At 61.3% G+C, this 18,898-nt stretch carries 25 protein-coding genes and 1 pseudogene; 15 read left to right on the forward strand and 11 right to left on the reverse strand.

Annotated elements, in window-relative coordinates:
• Nucleotides 1–369 precede the first annotated feature (369 nt).
• From AC245Y_RS03875 to AC245Y_RS03885, 3 genes are all read left to right on the forward strand, one after another.
• The gene (locus AC245Y_RS03875) at nucleotides 370–534 is read left to right on the forward strand and encodes a hypothetical protein (protein WP_003554706.1); all 165 of its coding nucleotides are present in this window, start codon (nucleotides 370–372) and stop codon (nucleotides 532–534) included.
• Between the two features lie 293 nt (nucleotides 535–827).
• Nucleotides 828–1,547: a Crp/Fnr family transcriptional regulator gene (locus tag AC245Y_RS03880; RefSeq protein ID WP_017993235.1), complete on the forward strand. Its 720-nt coding sequence runs from the start codon at nucleotides 828–830 to the stop codon at nucleotides 1,545–1,547.
• Nucleotides 1,548–1,784: 237 nt separating this feature from the next.
• The gene (locus AC245Y_RS03885; protein ID WP_017993236.1) at nucleotides 1,785–2,033 is read left to right on the forward strand and encodes a hypothetical protein; all 249 of its coding nucleotides are present in this window, start codon (nucleotides 1,785–1,787) and stop codon (nucleotides 2,031–2,033) included.
• 81 nt (nucleotides 2,034–2,114) lie between these two features.
• Here the strand turns inward: AC245Y_RS03885 and AC245Y_RS03890 are convergent.
• The 3 genes and pseudogenes from AC245Y_RS03890 to AC245Y_RS03900 form a co-directional block, all read right to left on the reverse strand.
• Nucleotides 2,115–3,699 (reverse strand): annotated as a pseudogene (locus tag AC245Y_RS03890) (hypothetical protein).
• A 200-nt stretch (nucleotides 3,700–3,899) separates the two neighbouring features.
• Nucleotides 3,900–4,919, reverse strand: coding sequence for a helix-turn-helix transcriptional regulator (locus AC245Y_RS03895; protein ID WP_017993238.1), 1,020 nt, complete (start codon nucleotides 4,917–4,919; stop codon nucleotides 3,900–3,902).
• A 9-nt stretch (nucleotides 4,920–4,928) separates the two neighbouring features.
• Complete coding sequence (locus tag AC245Y_RS03900) at nucleotides 4,929–5,117, reverse strand: hypothetical protein (protein ID WP_020486928.1); 189 nt, start codon at nucleotides 5,115–5,117, stop codon at nucleotides 4,929–4,931.
• Nucleotides 5,118–5,300: 183 nt separating this feature from the next.
• Here AC245Y_RS03900 and AC245Y_RS03905 point away from each other — a divergent pair, with 183 nt between their 5' ends.
• Nucleotides 5,301–5,540 (forward strand): DUF982 domain-containing protein, encoded by a 240-nt coding sequence (locus AC245Y_RS03905; protein ID WP_012756410.1) that lies wholly within the window; start codon nucleotides 5,301–5,303, stop codon nucleotides 5,538–5,540.
• 25 nt (nucleotides 5,541–5,565) lie between these two features.
• Here the strand turns inward: AC245Y_RS03905 and AC245Y_RS03910 are convergent, their stop codons facing one another.
• The 4 genes from AC245Y_RS03910 to AC245Y_RS03925 all read right to left on the reverse strand — a co-directional run bounded on the left by AC245Y_RS03910 (nucleotide 5,566) and on the right by AC245Y_RS03925 (nucleotide 7,823).
• Nucleotides 5,566–5,790 (reverse strand): hypothetical protein, encoded by a 225-nt coding sequence (locus AC245Y_RS03910; RefSeq protein ID WP_017993240.1) that lies wholly within the window; start codon nucleotides 5,788–5,790, stop codon nucleotides 5,566–5,568.
• The gene (locus AC245Y_RS03915) at nucleotides 5,787–6,026 is read right to left on the reverse strand and encodes a hypothetical protein (RefSeq protein WP_017993241.1); all 240 of its coding nucleotides are present in this window, start codon (nucleotides 6,024–6,026) and stop codon (nucleotides 5,787–5,789) included. Before AC245Y_RS03915 ends, AC245Y_RS03910 begins: the two co-directional genes overlap by 4 nt.
• An 11-nt stretch (nucleotides 6,027–6,037) precedes the next feature.
• Nucleotides 6,038–6,301: a hypothetical protein gene (locus tag AC245Y_RS03920; protein WP_017990593.1), complete on the reverse strand. Its 264-nt coding sequence runs from the start codon at nucleotides 6,299–6,301 to the stop codon at nucleotides 6,038–6,040.
• An 874-nt stretch (nucleotides 6,302–7,175) separates the two neighbouring features.
• Nucleotides 7,176–7,823 carry a S24 family peptidase gene (locus AC245Y_RS03925; RefSeq protein ID WP_017993243.1) on the reverse strand — a complete coding sequence of 216 codons (648 nt, stop codon included), beginning with the start codon at nucleotides 7,821–7,823 and terminating at the stop codon, nucleotides 7,176–7,178.
• A gap of 142 nt (nucleotides 7,824–7,965) precedes the next feature.
• Between AC245Y_RS03925 and AC245Y_RS03930 the strand changes: the two genes are divergently transcribed.
• From AC245Y_RS03930 to AC245Y_RS03970, 9 genes are all read left to right on the forward strand, one after another.
• A complete protein-coding gene (locus AC245Y_RS03930) occupies nucleotides 7,966–8,157 on the forward strand; it encodes a hypothetical protein (RefSeq protein WP_017993244.1) in 192 nt (63 codons plus the stop codon).
• A complete protein-coding gene (locus AC245Y_RS03935; protein WP_017993245.1) occupies nucleotides 8,154–8,372 on the forward strand; it encodes a hypothetical protein in 219 nt (72 codons plus the stop codon). Before AC245Y_RS03930 ends, AC245Y_RS03935 begins: the two co-directional genes overlap by 4 nt.
• A gap of 245 nt (nucleotides 8,373–8,617) precedes the next feature.
• Entirely contained in the window at nucleotides 8,618–8,896 is a 279-nt protein-coding gene (locus AC245Y_RS03940) for a hypothetical protein (RefSeq protein ID WP_017993247.1), read from the forward strand.
• A gap of 32 nt (nucleotides 8,897–8,928) precedes the next feature.
• Nucleotides 8,929–9,294 (forward strand): hypothetical protein, encoded by a 366-nt coding sequence (locus tag AC245Y_RS03945; RefSeq protein WP_026157273.1) that lies wholly within the window; start codon nucleotides 8,929–8,931, stop codon nucleotides 9,292–9,294.
• Nucleotides 9,260–9,655 (forward strand): hypothetical protein, encoded by a 396-nt coding sequence (locus tag AC245Y_RS03950; protein ID WP_017993249.1) that lies wholly within the window; start codon nucleotides 9,260–9,262, stop codon nucleotides 9,653–9,655. The genes AC245Y_RS03945 and AC245Y_RS03950 overlap by 35 nt, the downstream gene beginning before the upstream one ends.
• On the forward strand, nucleotides 9,652–9,951 hold the full coding sequence (locus AC245Y_RS03955) for a GcrA family cell cycle regulator (protein ID WP_012756420.1): 300 nt from the start codon (nucleotides 9,652–9,654) through the stop codon (nucleotides 9,949–9,951). The genes AC245Y_RS03950 and AC245Y_RS03955 overlap by 4 nt, the downstream gene beginning before the upstream one ends.
• Complete coding sequence (locus AC245Y_RS03960) at nucleotides 9,948–10,145, forward strand: response regulator transcription factor (protein WP_012756421.1); 198 nt, start codon at nucleotides 9,948–9,950, stop codon at nucleotides 10,143–10,145. The genes AC245Y_RS03955 and AC245Y_RS03960 overlap by 4 nt, the downstream gene beginning before the upstream one ends.
• A 13-nt stretch (nucleotides 10,146–10,158) precedes the next feature.
• Nucleotides 10,159–10,752 (forward strand): hypothetical protein, encoded by a 594-nt coding sequence (locus tag AC245Y_RS03965; RefSeq protein WP_017993250.1) that lies wholly within the window; start codon nucleotides 10,159–10,161, stop codon nucleotides 10,750–10,752.
• Between the two features lie 482 nt (nucleotides 10,753–11,234).
• Nucleotides 11,235–11,561: an NIPSNAP family protein gene (locus AC245Y_RS03970; protein WP_017993251.1), complete on the forward strand. Its 327-nt coding sequence runs from the start codon at nucleotides 11,235–11,237 to the stop codon at nucleotides 11,559–11,561.
• A 404-nt stretch (nucleotides 11,562–11,965) separates the two neighbouring features.
• Here the strand turns inward: AC245Y_RS03970 and AC245Y_RS03975 are convergent, their stop codons facing one another.
• The gene (locus AC245Y_RS03975; protein WP_017993252.1) at nucleotides 11,966–12,787 is read right to left on the reverse strand and encodes a phosphotransferase; all 822 of its coding nucleotides are present in this window, start codon (nucleotides 12,785–12,787) and stop codon (nucleotides 11,966–11,968) included.
• A gap of 568 nt (nucleotides 12,788–13,355) precedes the next feature.
• Here AC245Y_RS03975 and AC245Y_RS03980 point away from each other — a divergent pair.
• Nucleotides 13,356–14,930: a carboxylesterase/lipase family protein gene (locus AC245Y_RS03980; RefSeq protein WP_017993253.1), complete on the forward strand. Its 1,575-nt coding sequence runs from the start codon at nucleotides 13,356–13,358 to the stop codon at nucleotides 14,928–14,930.
• Nucleotides 14,931–15,136: 206 nt separating this feature from the next.
• On the opposite strand, the gene AC245Y_RS03985 is transcribed toward AC245Y_RS03980, so the two are convergent.
• Nucleotides 15,137–15,370 (reverse strand): hypothetical protein, encoded by a 234-nt coding sequence (locus tag AC245Y_RS03985; RefSeq protein WP_026157274.1) that lies wholly within the window; start codon nucleotides 15,368–15,370, stop codon nucleotides 15,137–15,139.
• A gap of 550 nt (nucleotides 15,371–15,920) precedes the next feature.
• Here AC245Y_RS03985 and AC245Y_RS03990 point away from each other — a divergent pair.
• Nucleotides 15,921–16,724 carry a glycosyltransferase family 25 protein gene (locus AC245Y_RS03990; RefSeq protein ID WP_026157275.1) on the forward strand — a complete coding sequence of 268 codons (804 nt, stop codon included), beginning with the start codon at nucleotides 15,921–15,923 and terminating at the stop codon, nucleotides 16,722–16,724.
• On the opposite strand, the gene AC245Y_RS03995 is transcribed toward AC245Y_RS03990, so the two are convergent.
• Both AC245Y_RS03995 and AC245Y_RS04000 read right to left on the reverse strand, forming a co-directional pair.
• Nucleotides 16,690–18,120 carry a sensor histidine kinase gene (locus AC245Y_RS03995; protein WP_017993256.1) on the reverse strand — a complete coding sequence of 477 codons (1,431 nt, stop codon included), beginning with the start codon at nucleotides 18,118–18,120 and terminating at the stop codon, nucleotides 16,690–16,692. The genes AC245Y_RS03990 and AC245Y_RS03995 overlap by 35 nt on opposite strands.
• Before the next feature lie 69 nt (nucleotides 18,121–18,189).
• Nucleotides 18,190–18,867 carry a winged helix-turn-helix domain-containing protein gene (locus tag AC245Y_RS04000; protein ID WP_026157276.1) on the reverse strand — a complete coding sequence of 226 codons (678 nt, stop codon included), beginning with the start codon at nucleotides 18,865–18,867 and terminating at the stop codon, nucleotides 18,190–18,192.
• Nucleotides 18,868–18,898: the final 31 nt, after the last annotated feature.

The raw sequence follows: 18,898 nt of genomic DNA on the forward strand, positions 1-18,898 counted from the left end.
AAGTTATAACTGAGGCGCGGCTGAACGGGAGCGGTGCATCGGCTCCGTGTGGCGCAGAACGTGCGTGTGACATCATCGCCAAACCCTGCCGCGTCCTGACCGTCCTCGCGCGTTGCGCACTGTGGATCAAAAAGGAGCCCCGCCGAAACGGGCAATTTGGGTACGGGCGGATCGCACTGCAAGGGGTGGCGTACGGCCCCGTCACGAGGGGGCACCTGCGCGATCCTTGCGACCTAACCTATTGATAGTCCGAAAAGTTCCTGTGCGGTTCCGCACCAAGCGCCCCGCGCCTGAGGGATTGATGTCGGCACCTTGTTTCATTCGAAAAAAGAGCACATCTCGATGGGGTAAGCGCCGTCAGGAAAGCAAATGGCCTACGAGCGGGATATGGCTATCGTCTTCGATAGCGTGACAAAGGCGGTGATCGTCAGTTTCCGCGGAGTCACGGTCTATCTGCCAGGTCCCTATGCCGACCGAAAGGAGGCCGTCCTGATCGCCGAAGCGCATTGCCGCCGACTTGGCTGGCGAGATTGATTGCGACTTCTTTTCAACGATCGACGAGGGGCAGATATTTATATTGTGAATCGCTCGTCCTTTCGCAATGAGCGCGCATGCCGAGGCAAGATGTGCTAAGCTCTCTTGGTCGGCACCGAACGTCGGTGCCGGTCTATCGTCGCTGATCATCAACAATGTCAGTGGCTTATGTGCGGTTTTGTCATAAACGCACACTTTCGCGGGACCTATAGCCAAATCTTTGGGCGTCCCGTAGCTTTCACCACACCCACAGGCGTTTGGCTTGACATCCAAGCTCCCCACGCGGAGCTGCTATGCCCCACCAATCGACCGTCGAGAACACTCTACTGAAATTGTTGAGCGTAGACGGTTTCGCACGCCTCTCGGGAGCGATGGAGCGCATCGACCTTCCATTGCGGCACGTTCTTGTCGCCAGCGACGTGCCGACCACGCATGTTTGTTTCCTGGAAAGGGGCCTGGCATCCATGGTTGTCAGCAGCATCGACGAAGAAGTTGTGGAAATTGGCCACATCGGGCGCGAGGGCGCATCCGGCATGCACGTCGTCCTGGCGGTAGAGACCACCCCCACGCGCACGTTCATGCAGGTCGCGGGGTCGGGGATTATGGTGCCGATGGAGACATTTCAGCGCGCGCTCGCCGATGATCCCGAGATGAAGGATTTCTTCCTTCGCTATGTTCACACAACCGTGCTGCAGCTCGCCCATTCGGCGCTCGCCAACGCCCGCTACAATATGCATGAGCGGCTGGCTCGATGGATCCTGATGTGTCACGACCGCCTCGAAGGCAATGACCTGGCCATTACCCATGAATTTCTGGCATTGATGCTCGGTGTCCGGCGTTCGGGCGTCACCAATGAGCTACACGTGCTTGAGGGCGTCCACGCCATCCGATCGACCCGCGGAAACGTGCGAATAGTGGACAGGGAAAAATTGATCGAAATCGCCGGTGGCTGTTATGGAGTGCCGGAGCGCGAATATGAGAGGTTGCTGGGTCTTCCGCTCGGCGCCAGGTAGATCAGCCCATTGGCTTCACCGCTTCCGAAAAAGGCAACACGAGCAGGATACCGCCTGTTCATTTTGCCTCTCTCCGTCGCGCTCAAGGCAACGGCATCGATAACGCATTCGCCACTGTGCCATGTCATCGCCGGCAATTGTGCGCAACCGCACTGATGGTTGGCCTTCAGAGCTTGATGCACTACGGTTGTCTTATCGCGATCCGGGTGAGCTGTTGCGACGCTCAATGAGGAAGATATGACGGACTTCGATCCCTCACTCCAGCTAGCAGACGTGAGCATGCTTTCGGATGCTGTTCGGACTTGGTACCGGCATAATCGCGCCACGCCAACGGAACAATCGACACAGCTGCTTTGCAGCGCGGCGTTCGACTTCTATAATCAAGGACACAGGACGCGCGAGGAACTGGTCACGCTGCTGATCACGAAGTTTGATTGCCTTCACTCACTTGATGTCAACGCGCCGACGTCCACGTCTCATCACTAGTGAATCGGTCTTCTCCCGGCTTGACCCTAGAGCGCGAAAAGGCGCTCGCGGCCGATGGAACCTGCGGCGCAATGCTGCGACTCAGCCGCCGACTGTGATTTCACCATCCGCAACACGTTTGACAAATATCTTCAAACCGTCATGCCTCAGTTTCTTCCAACTGCCGTCGGAAACCATTGACTTAGCCAGATCGGCAAACCCCTTGGTGAGGTAGGGAACCTGCGATGCCGGTCGTTTGCCGAGCGCTTGAATCAGACAGTCAGTTCTTGGCGGTGACGAGAACGTGTTTCCTGAACGCTGCATGCCGATCTCCACATGATCTGTGCCGTCTGGAAATCTGATCGTCCCATAGCCGCACTTGGCCGCCGCATTCACTTCGACCTTGGAGAGCTTGTCTTGCAGAAGAAATGACAGCTGGCTGAAAGTCTTGTCGGTGTAGTCGAACTGACCCAGGATGATGAAGTCCAGCTCGTTCTGCCCCTTCTTGGCGCCTTTGATCTTGCCAAAGAAGTCGGAATTCACCTTGGTGTCTTTGCCTGTCGTCAGGGCGAGCATTTCGCCCAGCTTGATATAGGTCCTCGGTTTTGACGAAGCGTTTTTGGTGCCAGCCGCGGCCTTGCCTGACGGCAGACTTGCCGTCTCCGGCTTGGCATAGGCGTCAGCGAAGGCTTGCAGTGTCGTCAGGTTGAGCGCCTCGGGAAGCGAACCGCTCTCGAACTTGCGGCAGGAGAGCGCGGCTTGCCGTGTTGCCTTGTCAGGCTTGCCCTCGACATTCCCTGGCTTGCAGCCCAAATGAGCCAGTTGCTGCTGCAACCTCTTGAGCAAAACTGCTTGTTTGGCGGAATAGTCGCTGACAGCGCGGGTCACACTGACATTGCGGACATCGATGCCGATACCATCCGGCTGCACCACGTCAAACTGGGACGTATGATGGTCATAGGTCTTCCATTCATTGCCCCAACCCATCATCACCGGGCCGAGAATGAAGTTGAATGATTTTGGGTCGCGGTTTGATTGTGGCTCGCACTCGTTCGATTCCCAGCAATGCGGAGCCTGGTTGGTTGCTTCGCCTTCGGCGGCGTAGATCACCTTGTTGTCGCAGCTTGCCGTAACCCATCCGCTCTCATCGTTTGCCCATCGGATTTTCAACGAGAATGTCGCCCATTTGCCGAAATCTTCCGGTTTTTGGCACTGGCGGGCGAGAAAGTTCACGCCGTTGCGCGTGTCGGCTTTCAGCATGTAGATGAAATTGTGGATTGCCGGTCCTTCCCAGGACGCGAGGGCAAATGGCTGTCCCAGCCATCGGGATAAAAGCCATTTGCGGAGTTGTTGTGCCAGCCCTTGTAGGCAAAAGTCGGATCGAGCCGGAAATCAAACTTGTATCGACGCTTTCGCCAGCCTTCATGTCTCGCGTATAGCGAATTGTCGAGCGGACGTTGCCATTGCGACAATCATTTTCGCCGCGTCCATCTCCATAGTAGACATGGGAACACTGACGGTCGAATATCTCAAACCGGGTCACGCCGTCCTTGACCTCCGGTCTGACCGATCCGTTGAACTTGTGGCGCTCAAAACCTTTGGGGAGCGGATCGGCAGTCGCTGCTGCGTGGGGCACAAAAACCATAAGCGCGCCAACCGCCAGTCCAACGATGGGATTTTTCAGCATAGCCCCCCCTCCAAATTGGACGCCAACCATATCACGATCTCTTTGGAAGGTCGGGTTTAGATCAGGTTCAGATCGGTGCGTGAGGTGCTGTGCCATGAGCGGGGGCCGCGGTCAAAGCTGCCGAGCTGCTGTCTTCAACGATGCCGCCGAGCCCGAGCAGGTGCGGCGGGATTGGCCCGGCGAGACGCCGGCGGTCGAGCCTATTGGCTCGGAGCCCCGGCGCTCAACAGCGCCCGCACCAATGCCGCCTGGCTGCGGACGCCGGTTTTGTCGAAAATGCGCTGTAGCTGGGTGCGCAACGTGTTGACACTGACCCCGAGCAGATCGGCGGCGGCGGCGAGGTCGTGGCCATTGATGATCAGGCGAGCAAGCCGGGTCTGCGCCGGCGAGAGGCCGAAGACCTCCCGCGCACTGGCGATCCGGCGCACCAGCGTCTCGGCGTCGTCGAAGGAGACCAGCGTCTTGCCGTCCTCGAGCAGAACCCAGCAGTGGAGCGGAATCCCCGCCGCGTCCTCGCCGAGCGCCACCGCCCAGGCCTGCTTCGGCGCGATGTTCAGCGGCCTCTGGCTCTGCAGCTCGCGGAACGCCAGGCGCACCGCCTCGCGCAGCGCAGGGTCGCGTTCGCGCTGCCGGGCACGCAGGCGGCCGGCAGCGGCGACGAGCCCGGGATGGCCAGGCATCCGCTCCCGCGCCAGCCGGTTCGTCCAGAGGATCCTTGCATCCGTGTCGACCTCGATCAGCGGGCAGCTCGCCTCCTCGACGCTGCTCTCCATCATCACCATGCAGCCGATCTTCCAGGCGCCGTCGATCCGGTGGAGGATCCGGAGCTGGCGCTTGCGATCTTCGCCGGTGTCGCTGCTGATCTGATCGAAGGTCATCCAGGCCATGTTGCCGTCGACGACGATGTTGACCTTTTCCCAGCGGACACGCTCCGAAAAGACGTGTTTCTCCGGGAATCGCTCGACAATCTTCTTGATCCGCGCGGCGATCGGATCCCAGCCTTCGTCCACCCGGACGCCGAGTGAGGCGAAATATTCCATCCGCCGGGTCTGCGGCGACTGCACCCAGTGGCTCGCCAGCGCCTCGAAGTCGCGCTGCAGCCAGGCCTCGGTTTCGGCGCGGATCACTGCCATGATCGCCGCCCGGTCAGCCTCGCTGTCGTCCATCGCGCGGTCCCCCACAACGGATCGCAGCATAGCATGATCGGTCTGTCGGAGCATGGCGGCACCTCATGTGTGGATGACGCCGGCCAGAAACAGCGTCAGGCCGGCGGTCGCGGCAGTCAGCCCGATTAGCCGAAGCTTCAGGCGCGGCAGGGTGATCTGATTTCGGTAGTATCGGTCCTCGGCCGCGGCGCCCATCGGCGTCGGGCGGCGGCGGTTTGGCATATGCGCGGCGACGAGACTCTGAAGGTCCATTGTGTTGCCTCCCGGTTCGGGCTTCATCTGCCGCATTCTCGCACGCATCCGAGCCCCGCTCTGTCATGCAGGCGGAGGACATCGGGCTCGGCGCCCGGCTGGCGAACAAAGAATCATCTCAACCGGAACGAGTCCCGCGGTGATTCGTTGAGTCGCGTATTTCCAGCGTGAGGGGGATGCATCATGAGCAGGCGACGAAGGTTCAAGCCGGTGAAGATCACCATCAATGGCAAGGTCAGGACGGTCTATAATGTCGTTCAGGCCGGCAACACTTTGCTGAACGACTGGCCCGAGCAGACGCCGGCGGCCAAGGTGGCCGAGCGGCTTGTGCTTGATGTGTTCAATGATGCCGCCGGGCCGGAGCAGGTGCGGCGGGCATTCATCACGGCGGCCAAGGCCAGCGACATCAAGTTCAGCTCCTGATCCGTGGCGTTGGCAAAGCCTTGGCTCACTTCCATGACACATGCTCCTGGTATCGCAGATCCCGGGTTTTGAACTGCGTCTCCATCCAGGCGGCCGAGACGATCGCCGCGAGGAAGCCGAAGGTGAGGCAGGCGATGGCCTGGGTCCGCCACGAGACGAAGGTGACCGGTGCCGGGACGACCGGCTTTTTCGCGCATTCACCGGGCGGGCAGGCGCAGCCGGAAAAGGCCTTGATCAGGCAATCGCTCATGATGGGCTGCCTTTCACCGTGTCGATGGCGGCGAGGATCTTCCGGTGAAGCGGGCAGCCGTGATCGTCGCTGCCATCGAAAAAGCGTTCGGCCTCCACCAGCGCCGTCAGGAGATCGGGTGCCCCGGCCGTGAAGCGGGCCCTGGCGCGGGTCTTTTCGACTGCCCCGGCCCGTCGGGCGGCAGGAAGGGAAGGGCTCTCGGTCGATGGCTCTGGTGCGGGACTGGCGGCAGACATCTCCGTTCTCCTCAGGCGTAAAGCTGATCGGTATCGGTGATGCCCATGATCTCGCGGGCATAGCGGTAATGCTCCTCGACGCTGGCCGCAGCACCCCGCAGCCAGGACGGGCCGCGGATCGAATGTTCGGGACGGCGCAGAAAGGCAAAGCCGAGGGCGCCCATGCGCTGGGCCTCATTGGCCATATAGGCGCGGCAGTCGCCCATCGTGCGCGCCGCATTCCAGCGGGCATCCCGCCTGCTCTCCTCGGTCTCGATATTGCGGATGTGCTGCATCGCCTGTCCTCTCGCGCCTCTGATCGGCCTGCGAGAGAAAGGTATATATCATACCCTATTGCGTCAACCGTAAAAGGTATAAAAAATACCTCAGTGATTGACGAGGTACGAATCGTAGGTCTATGTCTGTCGCCAGTGATTGGGCGACCGGGTGCAACTCCCGAGCTGACGAAGCCCAGCGGCGCGGGAAGCGAAAGTCCTTAAGTGCGCTGTCAGAAAATCAGGACGAGGGTGAAGCGAATGGCCCCTCTGGCACGTGTCCCATCCCGGCTCCGGCCTTCAGGACTTGGCCAATGCTCTCCCGGCTTCATGGGCTTTGCTCATGGGGTAGGGGGAAGCTTTGGTCGGAACCCTCCCTCACCAGCCTTCAGGAACCTTCTCCTCCTAAGCTGAAGAGAGAGGAGTGAGAACTGAAGTTGGAGTATGAAGCTACTAGAAAAAAGAGGCCGGCCATGCGCAACGAAATCGAAATCACCGGCGAGGTGATCGAAGCAGGTCGGATGCCATCACCGAATTTTAAGGTCATGAGAGGAGAATCTGCCGAAAGACATGTTCCCCGCGGCGATCCGTTCCATCCTGGTGGCGGTGTCGAGAGTAGTGCGCCAACGGCATCCGGAGCTTCTGCAATTTGTGGCTTCAGAGGACGAATCGTCCCGATATTCCTCGTGATCCCAGCTGGAGGCCGGCGAGCTTCGGAGCGAAATCCTACAGGCCGTACATCTCGCGCGCGGCGCTGTACGCCAGGAGCAATACCGCTAGTGAGACGATATAGAACCAGATTCGGCCGGCGCGTGAGGAAGGGCGTATCATCCTGTTTTCCCTGTTGAAGTATGATTGATTCGCGGCGTTGCTTCCGAGCCTTGCGCTTTCATTCCTACATCTCGATGATCGATCGGCGGACGCGGCCGACGATGGTGACAGCGCCCTGGAATTCCGGCGGCGGCACGTCCTCGTAGGAAGCGGGCTGGAAGGGCGGGTCGTCGTTCGGGCGATAGCGCTTGTAGGTTGCAGCGCCCGTCTCGTCGGCAACGACATAGAGTGCGTTCGGCGCCAGGCGCTTGTCGCGCAGATTGACGAAAATGATCGAGCCGGGTGGCGAGATCTTGTTCATCGAATTGCCTTCGACCTCAAGCGCGATCCATTCGCCATCGGGCAGGTCTAGGGCGGCGACCGTCGGGAATTCCGAAAAATCGGTGATCGGCGCCTGCTCGCTCAACTGGCCGGCGCTGACCCAGGAGATCTTCGGCACATCGGCGACGGAGACCGGCAGCTCATCCGGATCGAGCGCGTTGCCGGTGCCGAACTGCAGCCAGTTGAGATTGACCTTGAAAGCGCGGGCATACTTCTTCGCATCGGCAATGCCGAAGCCGTTGCGGCCGGACTCATGCGCCTTGTAGACATTGGCATTCCAGCCGAACCGATCGACGATCGCCTTCGGCCCGGCAAAGCCAGCATTCTTCCTGGCCATGACGAGGCGCTTTGCGCGTTCTTCGCGTTCAAATTGTTCCTGATCTTTCAACATGATATAAAAAATACCCTAAATTAAGGTACATGTCATGCCCTAATGCGCTTGACATATCGGGTATTAATTGTACCCTAATCGACATGGCAAGCACCGACATCATCAACAACGGCCAGCCTTTCGGACTGGAGGAGACGGCACCATGAGGTTCACCATTTCCTCGGAAGAGCGGCTCGCCATGGACGTCATGCCGACCGGCGTCGTCATTCACCGGCCGCAAGGGCCAAGGGGAGGGCGGATGTCTGCGATATCAGTTCGCAACGAGGATATTCCCTTCCTCGCCAAGGCCTTGCAGCAGGTGCTGAACGCCAACCGGGAGGTGGAATCGCTATGACCATCGCCACCGCAACACCCGCCGGCGAGTTCCAGCGCCGCGGCGCCCGCTACACCGGCTGCCCGAACTGCGGCAAGGCGCTGTCGATCGCCGAGGTGATCGAGCGCCACTGCGAAAATTGCGATCGGCCGACGCGCCCGGAAGAGATCAGCGAGACGATGATCCCGCCCGGCGCTCTGCCGATCACCAACCCCGATAGCCCAGCCCCTCCCTGACGGCTATCGGTGGCTGGCGTCGTCGCCCTCCCTCGGCGACGCCAGCATCTCGGGCGCGGCAATGCCGTGCCCACCGGGCGCGACAATGTCGTGCCCGACCCAGGCGGCGGCCTGGCAGACGACCGGAGCCTTTGCTCCCAGAGCCGGGGCTCCGGTCGTCATCCGTGAAAAATCAAAGACGTTGGCAGCACCCGCTCCGGCGGGAACGGCGAGCCGCGCTTGAAATCGGAAAGAAGGATCAAGCGATGAGCATCCAGGCCGAGGCCACGCCAGCGCAGCAAAGCACGCACATGAACGCGCTCGAGCTCTTCCGCAGCGGCCGGGACTACATCGAGATCGCGGCCCTCCTCGGGAGGTCGGTGCCGTCGGTGGAAACCGAGATCCACCGGCTTCGAAGCGCGGAAAAGGGCGACACCGCCCACGAGGATCATGCCGGCTCAGAGATCAGGCGGTTTCCCCGCCGCACCGCCAGGCCCGGTGCCCCGGTCAATTTTGCCGGCGGGCGACGGCGGCTGCGGATTTGAAGAGGCCATCTCAATCGGGAAAGGGACATCGCATGGCTAAGGATACAGTGAGCCAGGAGATCATGGAAATCCTCCGCCCGGTGCTGGGGGAGGAGCTGGCGGCAGCGATCATCGAGCATCGCAAGCGCACGCTGAAGAAGCCGCTGACGGCTTATGCCGCCAGGATGCAGGCGAGGGAATATCTCATGACCGGTGACCCGGTCGGCGCCGCCGAGATGCAGATCTTCCGCGGCTGGCAGGCGATCAAATGCGACTGGTACCTCAAGGAGAAAGCGAGGGAGGCCGGGTCGATCAACAGCAGCACGAGAAGGACGACAGTGGATGCCGCAAGAGATTTCCTCTCCGGTGAAGATCATAGCTGGGATGCTTTCGGGTTTCCCGGCATCCGCAGGCACTGATCCCGACATGCAGATCCGCGCCTATCTCGTCGCGATCGAGGGCATCCCGCTGGAGGCGGTCTGGCAGGCCGCCAAACTCTTCATATCAGGAAAGGTGAGGGATCATAACCGCGCCTTCGCCCCGAGCTCAGCCAGTTTCGCCGAGCAATGCCGCAATCAGCAGGCGGCGATCGAGGCGGAAAGCCGGCCGCGCATGGAGGCAGAGCCCGAGAGCCCGCAGCCGAAAGTGCCGGCCTACAAGATGCAACTGCTGCGGGACGCAGCCAATGGAAGCCGCAGCGCCAAGCGGGAGCTCGCCAGGATGTTTCCCGACAACCCGATCATTGCAAGGGCCGCACGATACGAGGAGGCACTGAGATGACCATCACCTTTTGGACGGAAGACAAGATCGTCAAGGCGGAAAAGCTTTGGAAGGAAGGGCTATCGGCGAGAGAGATCGCCAACCTGTTCGGCTCGAAGAAGAACACCGTCATCAACATGGCGCATCGCAACCGCGACAGGTTCCCCTCCAGGCAGGACACCTGGCATCCGCAGCCAAAGGCGGGCCCGCCCGTCCAGCCGATCCGCCACCCCGACCGCGTGACGCGCGTGACCATGTCGGGCGCGCATGTGACGATGCCGCGCGTGCCCTGCATCGATGGGTATGCAGAGCCATGAGCACCGTCACCCCACGCGAAACCGAAGTGATCCGCTGGATGGCGGCGGGCAAGACGGCCGCCGAGATCGGCACCATTCTCGGCATCTCCCACATCACCGTGAACACGCACATTGCCAACGCTAAGGCGAGGCTCGGCGTCTTCAAGGATACGGCGCTGGTCGCCGCGGCACTCAGAAACGGCATCATTCGATAGAGGGACGATCAGCATGGGCGGCAAAGCCACCAAGGTGAAGACACAACGGGCAAACAAGGGCGCCGGCCGTCCGCGCAAGGAGAATGTCGAGCGTTTTCCCTGCGGCAAGATCAAGCCCTTCGAAACCGAGAAGGAGAATATCAGCGTGGCGATAACAGCCCGCCGGCGCATCCACGGCTTCGGCCGGACGGTTGATGACGAGACGGTCAAGAGCCCCTTTGCCGGCTACACCCTCGGCCGCATGTTCCTCGACGGCCTGATCACCGCCGAGCAGCGCCAGGCCGGCGACGACTATGCCGAGGCGATCGCCCGCTACCACAAGACCACAGGCATCCCGGCCCCAAGCCCGAGAGCGCAATCGCTCTTTACCGTCAAAGGCCATGAAGGCGAGGTGACCGACACCTTCGCCGACCGCGCCCGCAAAGCCAGCAACCGCATGATGGCGCTGCAGGGCATTCTTCTGCGCTGCCCTGATGGACCGCAGGTCAGGAGCACGGTCTATAACGTCACGGTGATGGACTATGAACACTTGCGCCAGATGCCGCCGCAGCAATTGCTATGGCTGCGGCGGGGGTTGACGGCGTTGCGGGCGGCGAGGGCTGGGTGATGGGGTGGCTCAAGGCTCAGTCCGGTGTCCGGGGCTGCGACCTCTCTCCAGCCTCATCCTGAGGCGCCCCGCAGGGTCCTCGAAGGACGGGGCTGGCCTCCCGCCTGCCTCGATATGCCATGCTGCCATTGGCATCCAGCCACCCGCCCTCGTCCTTCGAGGCTCCGGCCTTTGGCCTGCGCACCTCAGGATGAGGGGTGGTCGGTGCGCCGTGCCGCTGCGCCCTCTACAACCCCGGCCAGCGCCGGGCAGGCCAAGCGCTGATCAACATCACCAGGGGGGCAAAATTGCCACGCCTAAACACAGGCGATCTGATTGACAGAAGATTAGCGGTTGGCACATACCTGCAGGGCCTGTTCTAATAGGGATATTGACGGATCCACCGTGAAATTGACGTTGCTGCAAGTTTTGAGGACATTGTGGGCGCGGGGGAGCAATTGCCAAACACATGTCGTTCTCAAGGGACATAAGGAAGCAAGACTGTGATCTACGAGCTCAGAATTTACGACTGCCTGCCCGGCCGATTGCCCGCGCTGCTCAACCGCTTTGCTGAACATACGCTGGCAATATGGGACAAGCACGGCATCAAGCAGGCGGGTTTCTTCACCACAATCGTGGGCGAAAGCAGCCAGCGTCTCACCTATCTCATCGCCTGGGAATCGCTAGCTGATCGCGAGGTGAAATGGAATGCTTTCACCACTGATCCTGCATGGCTTAAGGCCCGCGACGAGTCAGAGCGCGACGGGGAAATCCTCTCCACTATCTCTAGCCAGCTGTTGTCACCGACCGCCTTTTCGGCAGTAAAGTAAGACACCACCGATCCCCGCTGGCCGCCAGTCGGAATTCCACCCGAGCTGGTCATCCGCGGAAGCGATGAAGAACGGCAGCTCCTAGAACAGGATGATTTTAGGCCCGGTGGGCCTAAAATCTGAATCCTGTTCTAAATTAAATAGTTGGAGCATGATGTCGTCCGAAAACCGACCACACTTTTTGGCATCATGCTCTAGGATATCGCCAACGCTGCCCGAACGGCCGGAATGGGGCGCTTCGCCGACGGCTCTTCATCACCGTCGGCAAAATCACTTCGGTCAGATCTCGGTAGCTTCGGGGAGCGAAAGCGCGCCTGCACCAGATGCCGCCGCCGCTGTTCTCGTCGGCGAGCAGGGGGCTTGCGGCGACGGCCGGTTGACGCCGGAGCTGCTCGGCCCGACGCTCATCCGCATGGGCGCTGAATAAGGTCCATCGCATGGTCTTCCATCCAGGCGACCTCAAGCATCCCTTCGTCAAGCACACCACGGCTAGCCAATTCCATCTCCCATGCGGAACCTGCTGCGGCAAGGTTGCGCATATGTTGCTGCATTTGCCGAACCCGTTCGATTCCGGCCTGCATGATGCCGATCTCGGGCTCTATCCCGTAGGCATCGAGTAACAATTGAAAGCGCCGGGCTTTCTCGCGGACGCCCGTTTGCAAGCCATGCGCCTCGCATTTCTCGTCACGCCAGAACGGCACCCAGCGCCAGGCAACAAAGCCGAGGTCCCAGGCGCGCGGTCCCGGCGCTGCCGCGTCCCAATCGATGAAAGCCACGGGGAGCCCTGCTTGAAACACCGTATTCCACGGCGTCAGGTCATTGTGGCAGACCGTTTCAACAGGGTGGCGGGCGTCAAGACGCCATTCGCGATCCCGCCATGAGAAGCTGGCTGCAGCATCGTGGTAGGATCGCAGCAATTGTCCCAGGCGCTCGAGGACGTTATCGCGCCAGACATAATCCGGGAGACGGAGATCGAAGCGACCGCCTTTATCGGGAAGGAAGCCTTCGCCGTTGCCGACGTCACCGTCGATATAGGTAAGAACTTCCCGGCCCTGGTCATCGAGGCCCAGCGCACGCGGGCAGCCATCATATCCCTGGCGCTCGACGTGCCGCAGCAGGTCGAGAACGGCCGGAGACCACGCACGTCCGCCGCGCCGCACCGTTTCGCCGATGCGCACGACATTCGAATCCTTGCCGCCGATAAGGGGAATTTCTGGCTCGTCCATACCCTAGCTTAGGCGAGGGCGAACTGACGGGTCAACGGAGAAGGTGCCTGCAAAGGCGAAGGGAACGGAGCGTCGAGCCGACGTCATCGACGATCGCAGCAAGCAATAGCCGCGAAAGCCCCGACTCCCGCGCTCTATCCGGTTCACGCCGGGAACTGCCCCTCACCCTAACCCTCTCCCCGTAAAAACGGGGCGAGGGGACGTGCCAAACGCAGCGTCAAGATTGAGGAAGCCGGTGCGGCATGTCCCTTCTCCCCGCGCGCGGGGGTCCGAAGGACGGGGCGAGACCCGTGGCTCGACCCGCTGCGATCTATGTGCGGGATTGCCGCATGACATGGGATCCGCTGCTCGCGTCCAAAACGCCGCGGGTCTAACCGGTTGACCGCCCCCGAGCTACTCGGTCCACCGCCGTTCAAAGAACTTTGTCCTGGCGCCCAGATAAATGAGCGCGAGCAAGAGGCCGATGCCGACATAGCGACTTTGGTCGACGTCTGATGAACCCTTTTCGGTGCCGCTCTATGGGAGTATTTTGCTCTCAAACTGTCTCAACTTGGCGTTGGAGAGTGCAGTGTTTGTGGACGGCCGTCGCAAGTTCCTGCTCTTCTTGGCCCTCGCATCGTGTCAACTGGCGTTGGCGCCACGATTGGGTGCGGCAGACGAGACCGTTACGATCGACAGCGGAATGCTGAAGGGTGAGAGGTCAGGCACGGTCGTCAGCTTCAAAGGCATACCCTACGCGGCGCCGCCGGTCGGTGATCTGAGATGGCGTAATCCCAGGCCAGCGGAGACATGGAGCGGTATCAGGGATGCCCGCAATTTCGGCCCGTCCTGCATGCAGACCGATGACCTGCCGAAGTCAGAGGATTGTTTGACCCTCAATGTCTGGACACCCATCAAGCGTCCCCGGACGCCGCTGCCGGTGATGGTTTGGATTTACGGCGGCGCTCTTGTCCATGGAAACACCCCTCAGTATCCCGGTGGCCAGCTGGCTGCCCGGAGAGTCGTGTTCGTCAGTATGAACTACCGCATGGGACGACTGGGTTATTTTGCCCATCCTGCACTGATCAAGGAATCCCCTGACGAGCCCGTCGGCAATTATGGTTACATGGACCAGCTTGCAGCCTTGAAATGGGTCCAGCAAAATATTGAAGCCTTCGGCGGTGATCCGAAGAAAGTGACGATATTCGGAGAGTCGGCCGGTGGCGGCTCGGTGATGGCGCACATGATATCGCCGTTGTCACGGGGGCTTTTCCGCGGCGCCATTCTGCAGTCACCGGGCCTGCCTGCCGCGCGTGCTGAGAGCACGCCTTTGTCACCTCTGAATGAAGCGGAGAAAACCGCGTTGGACTATGCGGCTTCTCTGGGGATCAACGGCAGCGATGCCGAGGCTCTCACGGCACTTCGGGCGCTGCCTGCGGAAAAGCTGACCGAGGGTGCATCGGCACAAGAGGTGCTGGCGGGAATGTCGACAGGCAAGCCCGTCATCGGCATCTCAGGCGCGATGATTGACGGACGGTTTTTGCTCGAAACGCCGGAAGCGGCTTTTGCGGCAGGCCGTCAGGCGCCGGTTCCCGTCATCGTCGGGGCAAATAATCGAGATCTCGGTCTTGGTCAGGCCGCGACGAAAGACGATCTCTTCGCGCTGTTCGGGAAGCATGCAACTGAGGCCCGCACCGTCTACGATCCGACCGGCCAAGAGACCCTCGATGAGCTGAAGCAGCAGGTTCTGGCCGACAAAACACTTGTCGAACCGTCTCGCCACCTCGCTGACGAGATGATCCGCGCTGGTCGGCCGACGTGGTGGTATCGTTTCTCCTATGTCGCCGAGGCTCTCCGCAACGATCCGGCATGGAAAGGCACTCCGCACGGCTTCGAAATTCCGTTTACGCTCAACGTTCCAGACGCACTGGTGAAAGACAAGGTTACGCCTGCCGACTGGGCCATGGCCACATTGGCGAGTGCTTACTGGGTCGATTTTGCAACGAGCGGTGACCCCAATGGAGGCTCACGGCCAAAATGGCCTCACCACGACCCCTTCGTCCACAGGGTCATCGACTTCACCAATCACGGCGTGACGTTCGGAGCAGATCCGCTGAAGCCAAGGCTCGACCTTTGGCAAAGATATTGGGAGGAAGAGGAGTGACGGGGTGGTGCCCGTCGCTTAGCCTCCGCCATCCCTAGGACTGCAGTCCCGTCCCCGAGCCCGAGGGCGCTATCGCTGTTCTCAGTCAAAGGCCATGAAGGCGAGGTCACCGAAACCTTCGCCGACCGCGCCCGCAAGGCCAGCAACCGTGGTGTCAGGCCCCACTGAGGGTGACTACAGCCGCCTGCCTTCATAGCAAGGCTTCACTAGGCTGAGAATTTCACCGTGACACCGCGCTGCCGAAAGTAGGCCTCCATCCGCTTCCTGCCAGAACGGTTATTCTGCACGAGCCTAGCCGGGTCGAATACGGCCTCTTTCACACCCGCCCGCGTCAACGCTGCCTTGAGGGCCGCGATATGCACGTCGATGTCGGCGTTGTCCGCCTGGAGCGACTCATAAATGCGGTTTGTTGCATCTGCTACGGTCGGTTCGCTCACGATTGCACTCCTGTTGTCGTCTGGCTGGCCTGACCGTATTGGGGTAAAACCTGTTCACGTCAATGGGTGACAATGGATTGGAACATTTCGTCCACTTTCGAAGATGAACCACTCAACGGCAGGAACAGCTCCGCCACCGTCCCGTGCTCCGGCCCCCGGGGAAGAAGGCGAGGTGTCCTCACCAGCGAGCGTTACAAAGGTGGCAGCAGCCGGATGAGGGGCGGGCGGCGATCTCTAGGCGAGTGTGGGCACTGCGCCGGTTGCTCAAGCCAAGGATCATCCGGCGCGGCACGCAGTGGGTCGCTGTCGTCATCGAAGGCGCGGTGGTTGTCGTTTCGATCGCGGGAAGGGAGGCGTCCACTGCGTGCCGCAGGAGAGCTGGTAGCGCGGCATTGTTGCGCGCACTTTGCCGGGATCATACCAATCCGTAAGAATGCAGCCCCGGCCGTTCGACCGCCGCACTTTACCAAAATGTATAGTTCCAGCGAGGTCCCCGTGAGGTTTGGAGCGCAGGCTTGGCGCCATCATTGCCAAGTTGAAGGTCAGCTCTTTCATGAACATGCGCGCCGCTCCTGCCACGCTTATGCCGGCCCTTCATCCGGTCAGCCTGCGGGTGAACACCTACCTGATCAATCTCGACCGGGCGCCGTTGCGCAGGTTTCGAATGGAGCGCCTGCTGGCAAGCTTCGGCCTTGCCTTCGAGCGCGTGGCGGCGGTCGATGGCGCAGGGCTGAGCCTGCCGCATCCGGGCTTTGACGAAGCATCCTATCTCCGCCGGCACGGCCGCCGGCCGAACCATTTCGAGATCGGCTGTTATCTGAGCCACGTCGAATGCGCCAAGCGGTTCCTCGGCAGCCATGCCGAGTTCGCGCTCATTCTGGAGGACGATCTCGATTTCGATGACGATCTGGCCGAGCTGCTCGACGCCGCTCTCGAGCACCAGGCGCGCTGGGACATTCTGCGGCTGTCGACCGTCAATACCGGGCGAAAGCACAAGGTGGAGCCGCTGACCGCATCGCGCTCGCTCGCCATCGCGCTGACCCGCGAGAAGGGCTCCGGCGCCTATCTGATCAATCGCAAGGCGGCGGGCTGGATTGCCGATGTGCTTGTCCCCATGCGCCTGCCCTATGATCTCGCCTTCGATCTGGAGTTCGATGATGGGCTGAGCGCCTGCTTCGTCGATCCGCTGCCGGTCAGCCAAAGGGCCGATCCCTGCTCGCAGATCCAAGCCGGGCTTTCGACCTATCGGCTGGGCCGCCGCCGGCCGTGGAGCGTGCTGCCGTATCGCGCTGCGGCCGAGCTGCGCCGGTTTACGGCCCGCTTCAGCCGGCTCGCGGCATGGCGGATGCGAAATTAGCACCTGCCGCCGAGATCAGCGGGAAGCCGATCGAAACGATGAGGCCGGGATGATTGTCCGCCATGGTGATCTTAGCCGAATGCAGGTCGGCGATTGCCTTGACGAGGCTGAGCCCGAGCCCGCTTCCCGGCGTCGCGCGGCTCTTGTCGAGCCGGTAGAGGCGCCGGAAGACCTTGTCCCTTTCGCCGGCGGGAATGCCGGGGCCGCTATCGGCGACCGAGATGATAGCGCGGCCGCCCTGGCAGCGGAGCGAAACCGTGATGTCGGTTCCATCAGGGCAGTGGTTGATCGCGTTTTCCACCAGGTTGGCGATCATCTGCGTCAACAGATCACGGTCGCCCCGGATGAGCGCCGGACAGCGCTCCGCGATCCTCAACGCCATCAGTGCGTCTTCGGCGACATCGACATAGACCTCGGAAATCACGCCAAGCACGGCGTCGATATCGGTTGCCTGGAAACGCTCCTTGCGGGCGCCGGCCTCGATCTGGGAAATGCGCAGCAGCGCCTCGAAGGTGGCGTTGATCCGGTCGCTCTCGTGTCTGGCTTCGTCAAGCAGAGCCGAAACATCCGCCTGCTGGTCGTTGCCGGCCACCGCGGCATCCAGCGTCAGGCGCAGCCTGTTCAGAGGCGTCTTCAGATCGTGGGCGATATCGGCGCTCACCTGCCGCATGCTCTCGACCAATCTCTGCAGCCGCTCCAGCGCCGCGTTGATCTGGATCGCCACCGTATCGAGATCGTCGCCGTTGCCGGTGATGGCAATGCGAGCGTCGAGCGCGCCGTGGGAGACCTCGTTCATGGTAAGGGCGACCCTGTCCAGCCGCGCCTGGGCGCGAACGGCGAGAAAGACGCCGCCGCCGATCGCGGTCGCGACGACGATCGCGGCGGCCCATTCGAAGCTGACCAGCACGATCCGCAGCATCTCGTCGACATCGTTGAAGTTTTCCGCCACCACCAGGCTGTAGGGACCGATGGTCGAGACCTGCATCCGGTAGCGTTCATGCGCCTTCAGCCCGACATCCCTGGAGGTGACGGTATAGACGCCGTTCGGGATGCGCGGTGCGGCGAAATTGCCGGCGAGTTTGCGCCCGCCTGCATCCGTCAGCGAATAGAGCCCGTCGGAGGTCGACTGGAAGCTTGCATAATTGTTCAGCGTGTTGATCAGATCCTCGGTGTCACCGGGATTGTAGGTCGAGACGATGAGCGAATTCATCTCGTGGAGCGACTGTTCGAGATCACGCTCAAGGCCGAGGCGCAGCATGTGGTAGATGATCGCACCGCTCAGGATGAAGGTGACGACAAAGAGCACGCCGAAGGTGACGGCAAGCCGGAACGGCGTGCTCCTGCGCAGGCTCGAGCATGATGCCGAAAAGTGTGCGCGGTTTTCGGACGAGATCATGCTCTTACTCTTTAAATTGCGAACAGGTTTTGAGATTTTCAGGCTGATAGGCCCTGAAATCATCCTGTTCTAGCGAGGCGCATGCAGGCTGTATCCGGTGTTGCGGACCGTATGCAGAAGCTGGACCTGGAACGGCTTGTCGACCTTGGCTCTCAGCCGGCTGATATGGGTCTCGACGACGCTGGTCTTCGGATCGAAGTGGAAATCCCAGACCCGCTCCAGCAGCATCGTCTTGGTGATGACCCGGCCTTCGCCGCGCATCAGCACCTCGAGCAGGGTAAATTCGCGCGGCTGCAGCTCGATCACCTGGCCGGCGCGGCGGGCCTCCCGCCGGATCAGATCGAGCTCGAGATCGGCAACCTTCAGCACCGTCCGCTGCTCCTGCACCGGCGGCCGCCGGCCAAGCGCATTGACGCGCGCCATCAGCTCGGAGAAGGCAAAGGGCTTGACCAGATAATCGTCGCCGCCCGCCTCCAGCCCCTCGACCCGATCGTCGACACCGCCGATCGACGTCAGGAACAGCGCCGATGTGCCGACCTTGGCAGCCCTCAGTGAACGCACGATCGCCAGGCCATCGAGACCCGGCAGCATGCGATCGACGACGATGACGTCATAGGCCTCGCGCTGCGCCTGAAACAGCCCATCGCGGCCGTCGCCAACCACGTCACAGACATGCCCGGCCTCGGAGAAGCCCTTGGCGATATAATCGGATGTTTTCCGGTCGTCCTCAATAAGCAGGATTCGCATCAGCCCGATCATTCCCGGCATGCCTGGGGGC

The organism is Rhizobium sp. SRDI943 (assembly GCF_057653695.1).

Coding starts and splice junctions, on each gene's coding strand:
- AC245Y_RS04000 (WP_026157276.1), bottom strand. CDS start 18,867: ATGCGAATCCTGCTTATTGAGGACGACCGGAAAACATCCGATTATATC.
- AC245Y_RS03940 (WP_017993247.1), top strand. CDS start 8,618: ATGAGCATCCAGGCCGAGGCCACGCCAGCGCAGCAAAGCACGCACATG.
- AC245Y_RS03945 (WP_026157273.1), top strand. CDS start 8,929: ATGGCTAAGGATACAGTGAGCCAGGAGATCATGGAAATCCTCCGCCCG.
- AC245Y_RS03915 (WP_017993241.1), bottom strand. CDS start 6,026: ATGTCTGCCGCCAGTCCCGCACCAGAGCCATCGACCGAGAGCCCTTCC.
- AC245Y_RS03875 (WP_003554706.1), top strand. CDS start 370: ATGGCCTACGAGCGGGATATGGCTATCGTCTTCGATAGCGTGACAAAG.
- AC245Y_RS03965 (WP_017993250.1), top strand. CDS start 10,159: ATGGGCGGCAAAGCCACCAAGGTGAAGACACAACGGGCAAACAAGGGC.
- AC245Y_RS03905 (WP_012756410.1), top strand. CDS start 5,301: ATGAGCAGGCGACGAAGGTTCAAGCCGGTGAAGATCACCATCAATGGC.
- AC245Y_RS03930 (WP_017993244.1), top strand. CDS start 7,966: ATGAGGTTCACCATTTCCTCGGAAGAGCGGCTCGCCATGGACGTCATG.
- AC245Y_RS03910 (WP_017993240.1), bottom strand. CDS start 5,790: ATGAGCGATTGCCTGATCAAGGCCTTTTCCGGCTGCGCCTGCCCGCCC.
- AC245Y_RS03975 (WP_017993252.1), bottom strand. CDS start 12,787: ATGGACGAGCCAGAAATTCCCCTTATCGGCGGCAAGGATTCGAATGTC.
- AC245Y_RS03950 (WP_017993249.1), top strand. CDS start 9,260: ATGCTTTCGGGTTTCCCGGCATCCGCAGGCACTGATCCCGACATGCAG.
- AC245Y_RS03895 (WP_017993238.1), bottom strand. CDS start 4,919: ATGCTCCGACAGACCGATCATGCTATGCTGCGATCCGTTGTGGGGGAC.
- AC245Y_RS03920 (WP_017990593.1), bottom strand. CDS start 6,301: ATGCAGCACATCCGCAATATCGAGACCGAGGAGAGCAGGCGGGATGCC.
- AC245Y_RS03995 (WP_017993256.1), bottom strand. CDS start 18,120: ATGATCTCGTCCGAAAACCGCGCACACTTTTCGGCATCATGCTCGAGC.
- AC245Y_RS03925 (WP_017993243.1), bottom strand. CDS start 7,823: ATGTTGAAAGATCAGGAACAATTTGAACGCGAAGAACGCGCAAAGCGC.
- AC245Y_RS03990 (WP_026157275.1), top strand. CDS start 15,921: ATGAACATGCGCGCCGCTCCTGCCACGCTTATGCCGGCCCTTCATCCG.
- AC245Y_RS03955 (WP_012756420.1), top strand. CDS start 9,652: ATGACCATCACCTTTTGGACGGAAGACAAGATCGTCAAGGCGGAAAAG.
- AC245Y_RS03885 (WP_017993236.1), top strand. CDS start 1,785: ATGACGGACTTCGATCCCTCACTCCAGCTAGCAGACGTGAGCATGCTT.
- AC245Y_RS03900 (WP_020486928.1), bottom strand. CDS start 5,117: ATGGACCTTCAGAGTCTCGTCGCCGCGCATATGCCAAACCGCCGCCGC.
- AC245Y_RS03935 (WP_017993245.1), top strand. CDS start 8,154: ATGACCATCGCCACCGCAACACCCGCCGGCGAGTTCCAGCGCCGCGGC.
- AC245Y_RS03880 (WP_017993235.1), top strand. CDS start 828: ATGCCCCACCAATCGACCGTCGAGAACACTCTACTGAAATTGTTGAGC.
- AC245Y_RS03960 (WP_012756421.1), top strand. CDS start 9,948: ATGAGCACCGTCACCCCACGCGAAACCGAAGTGATCCGCTGGATGGCG.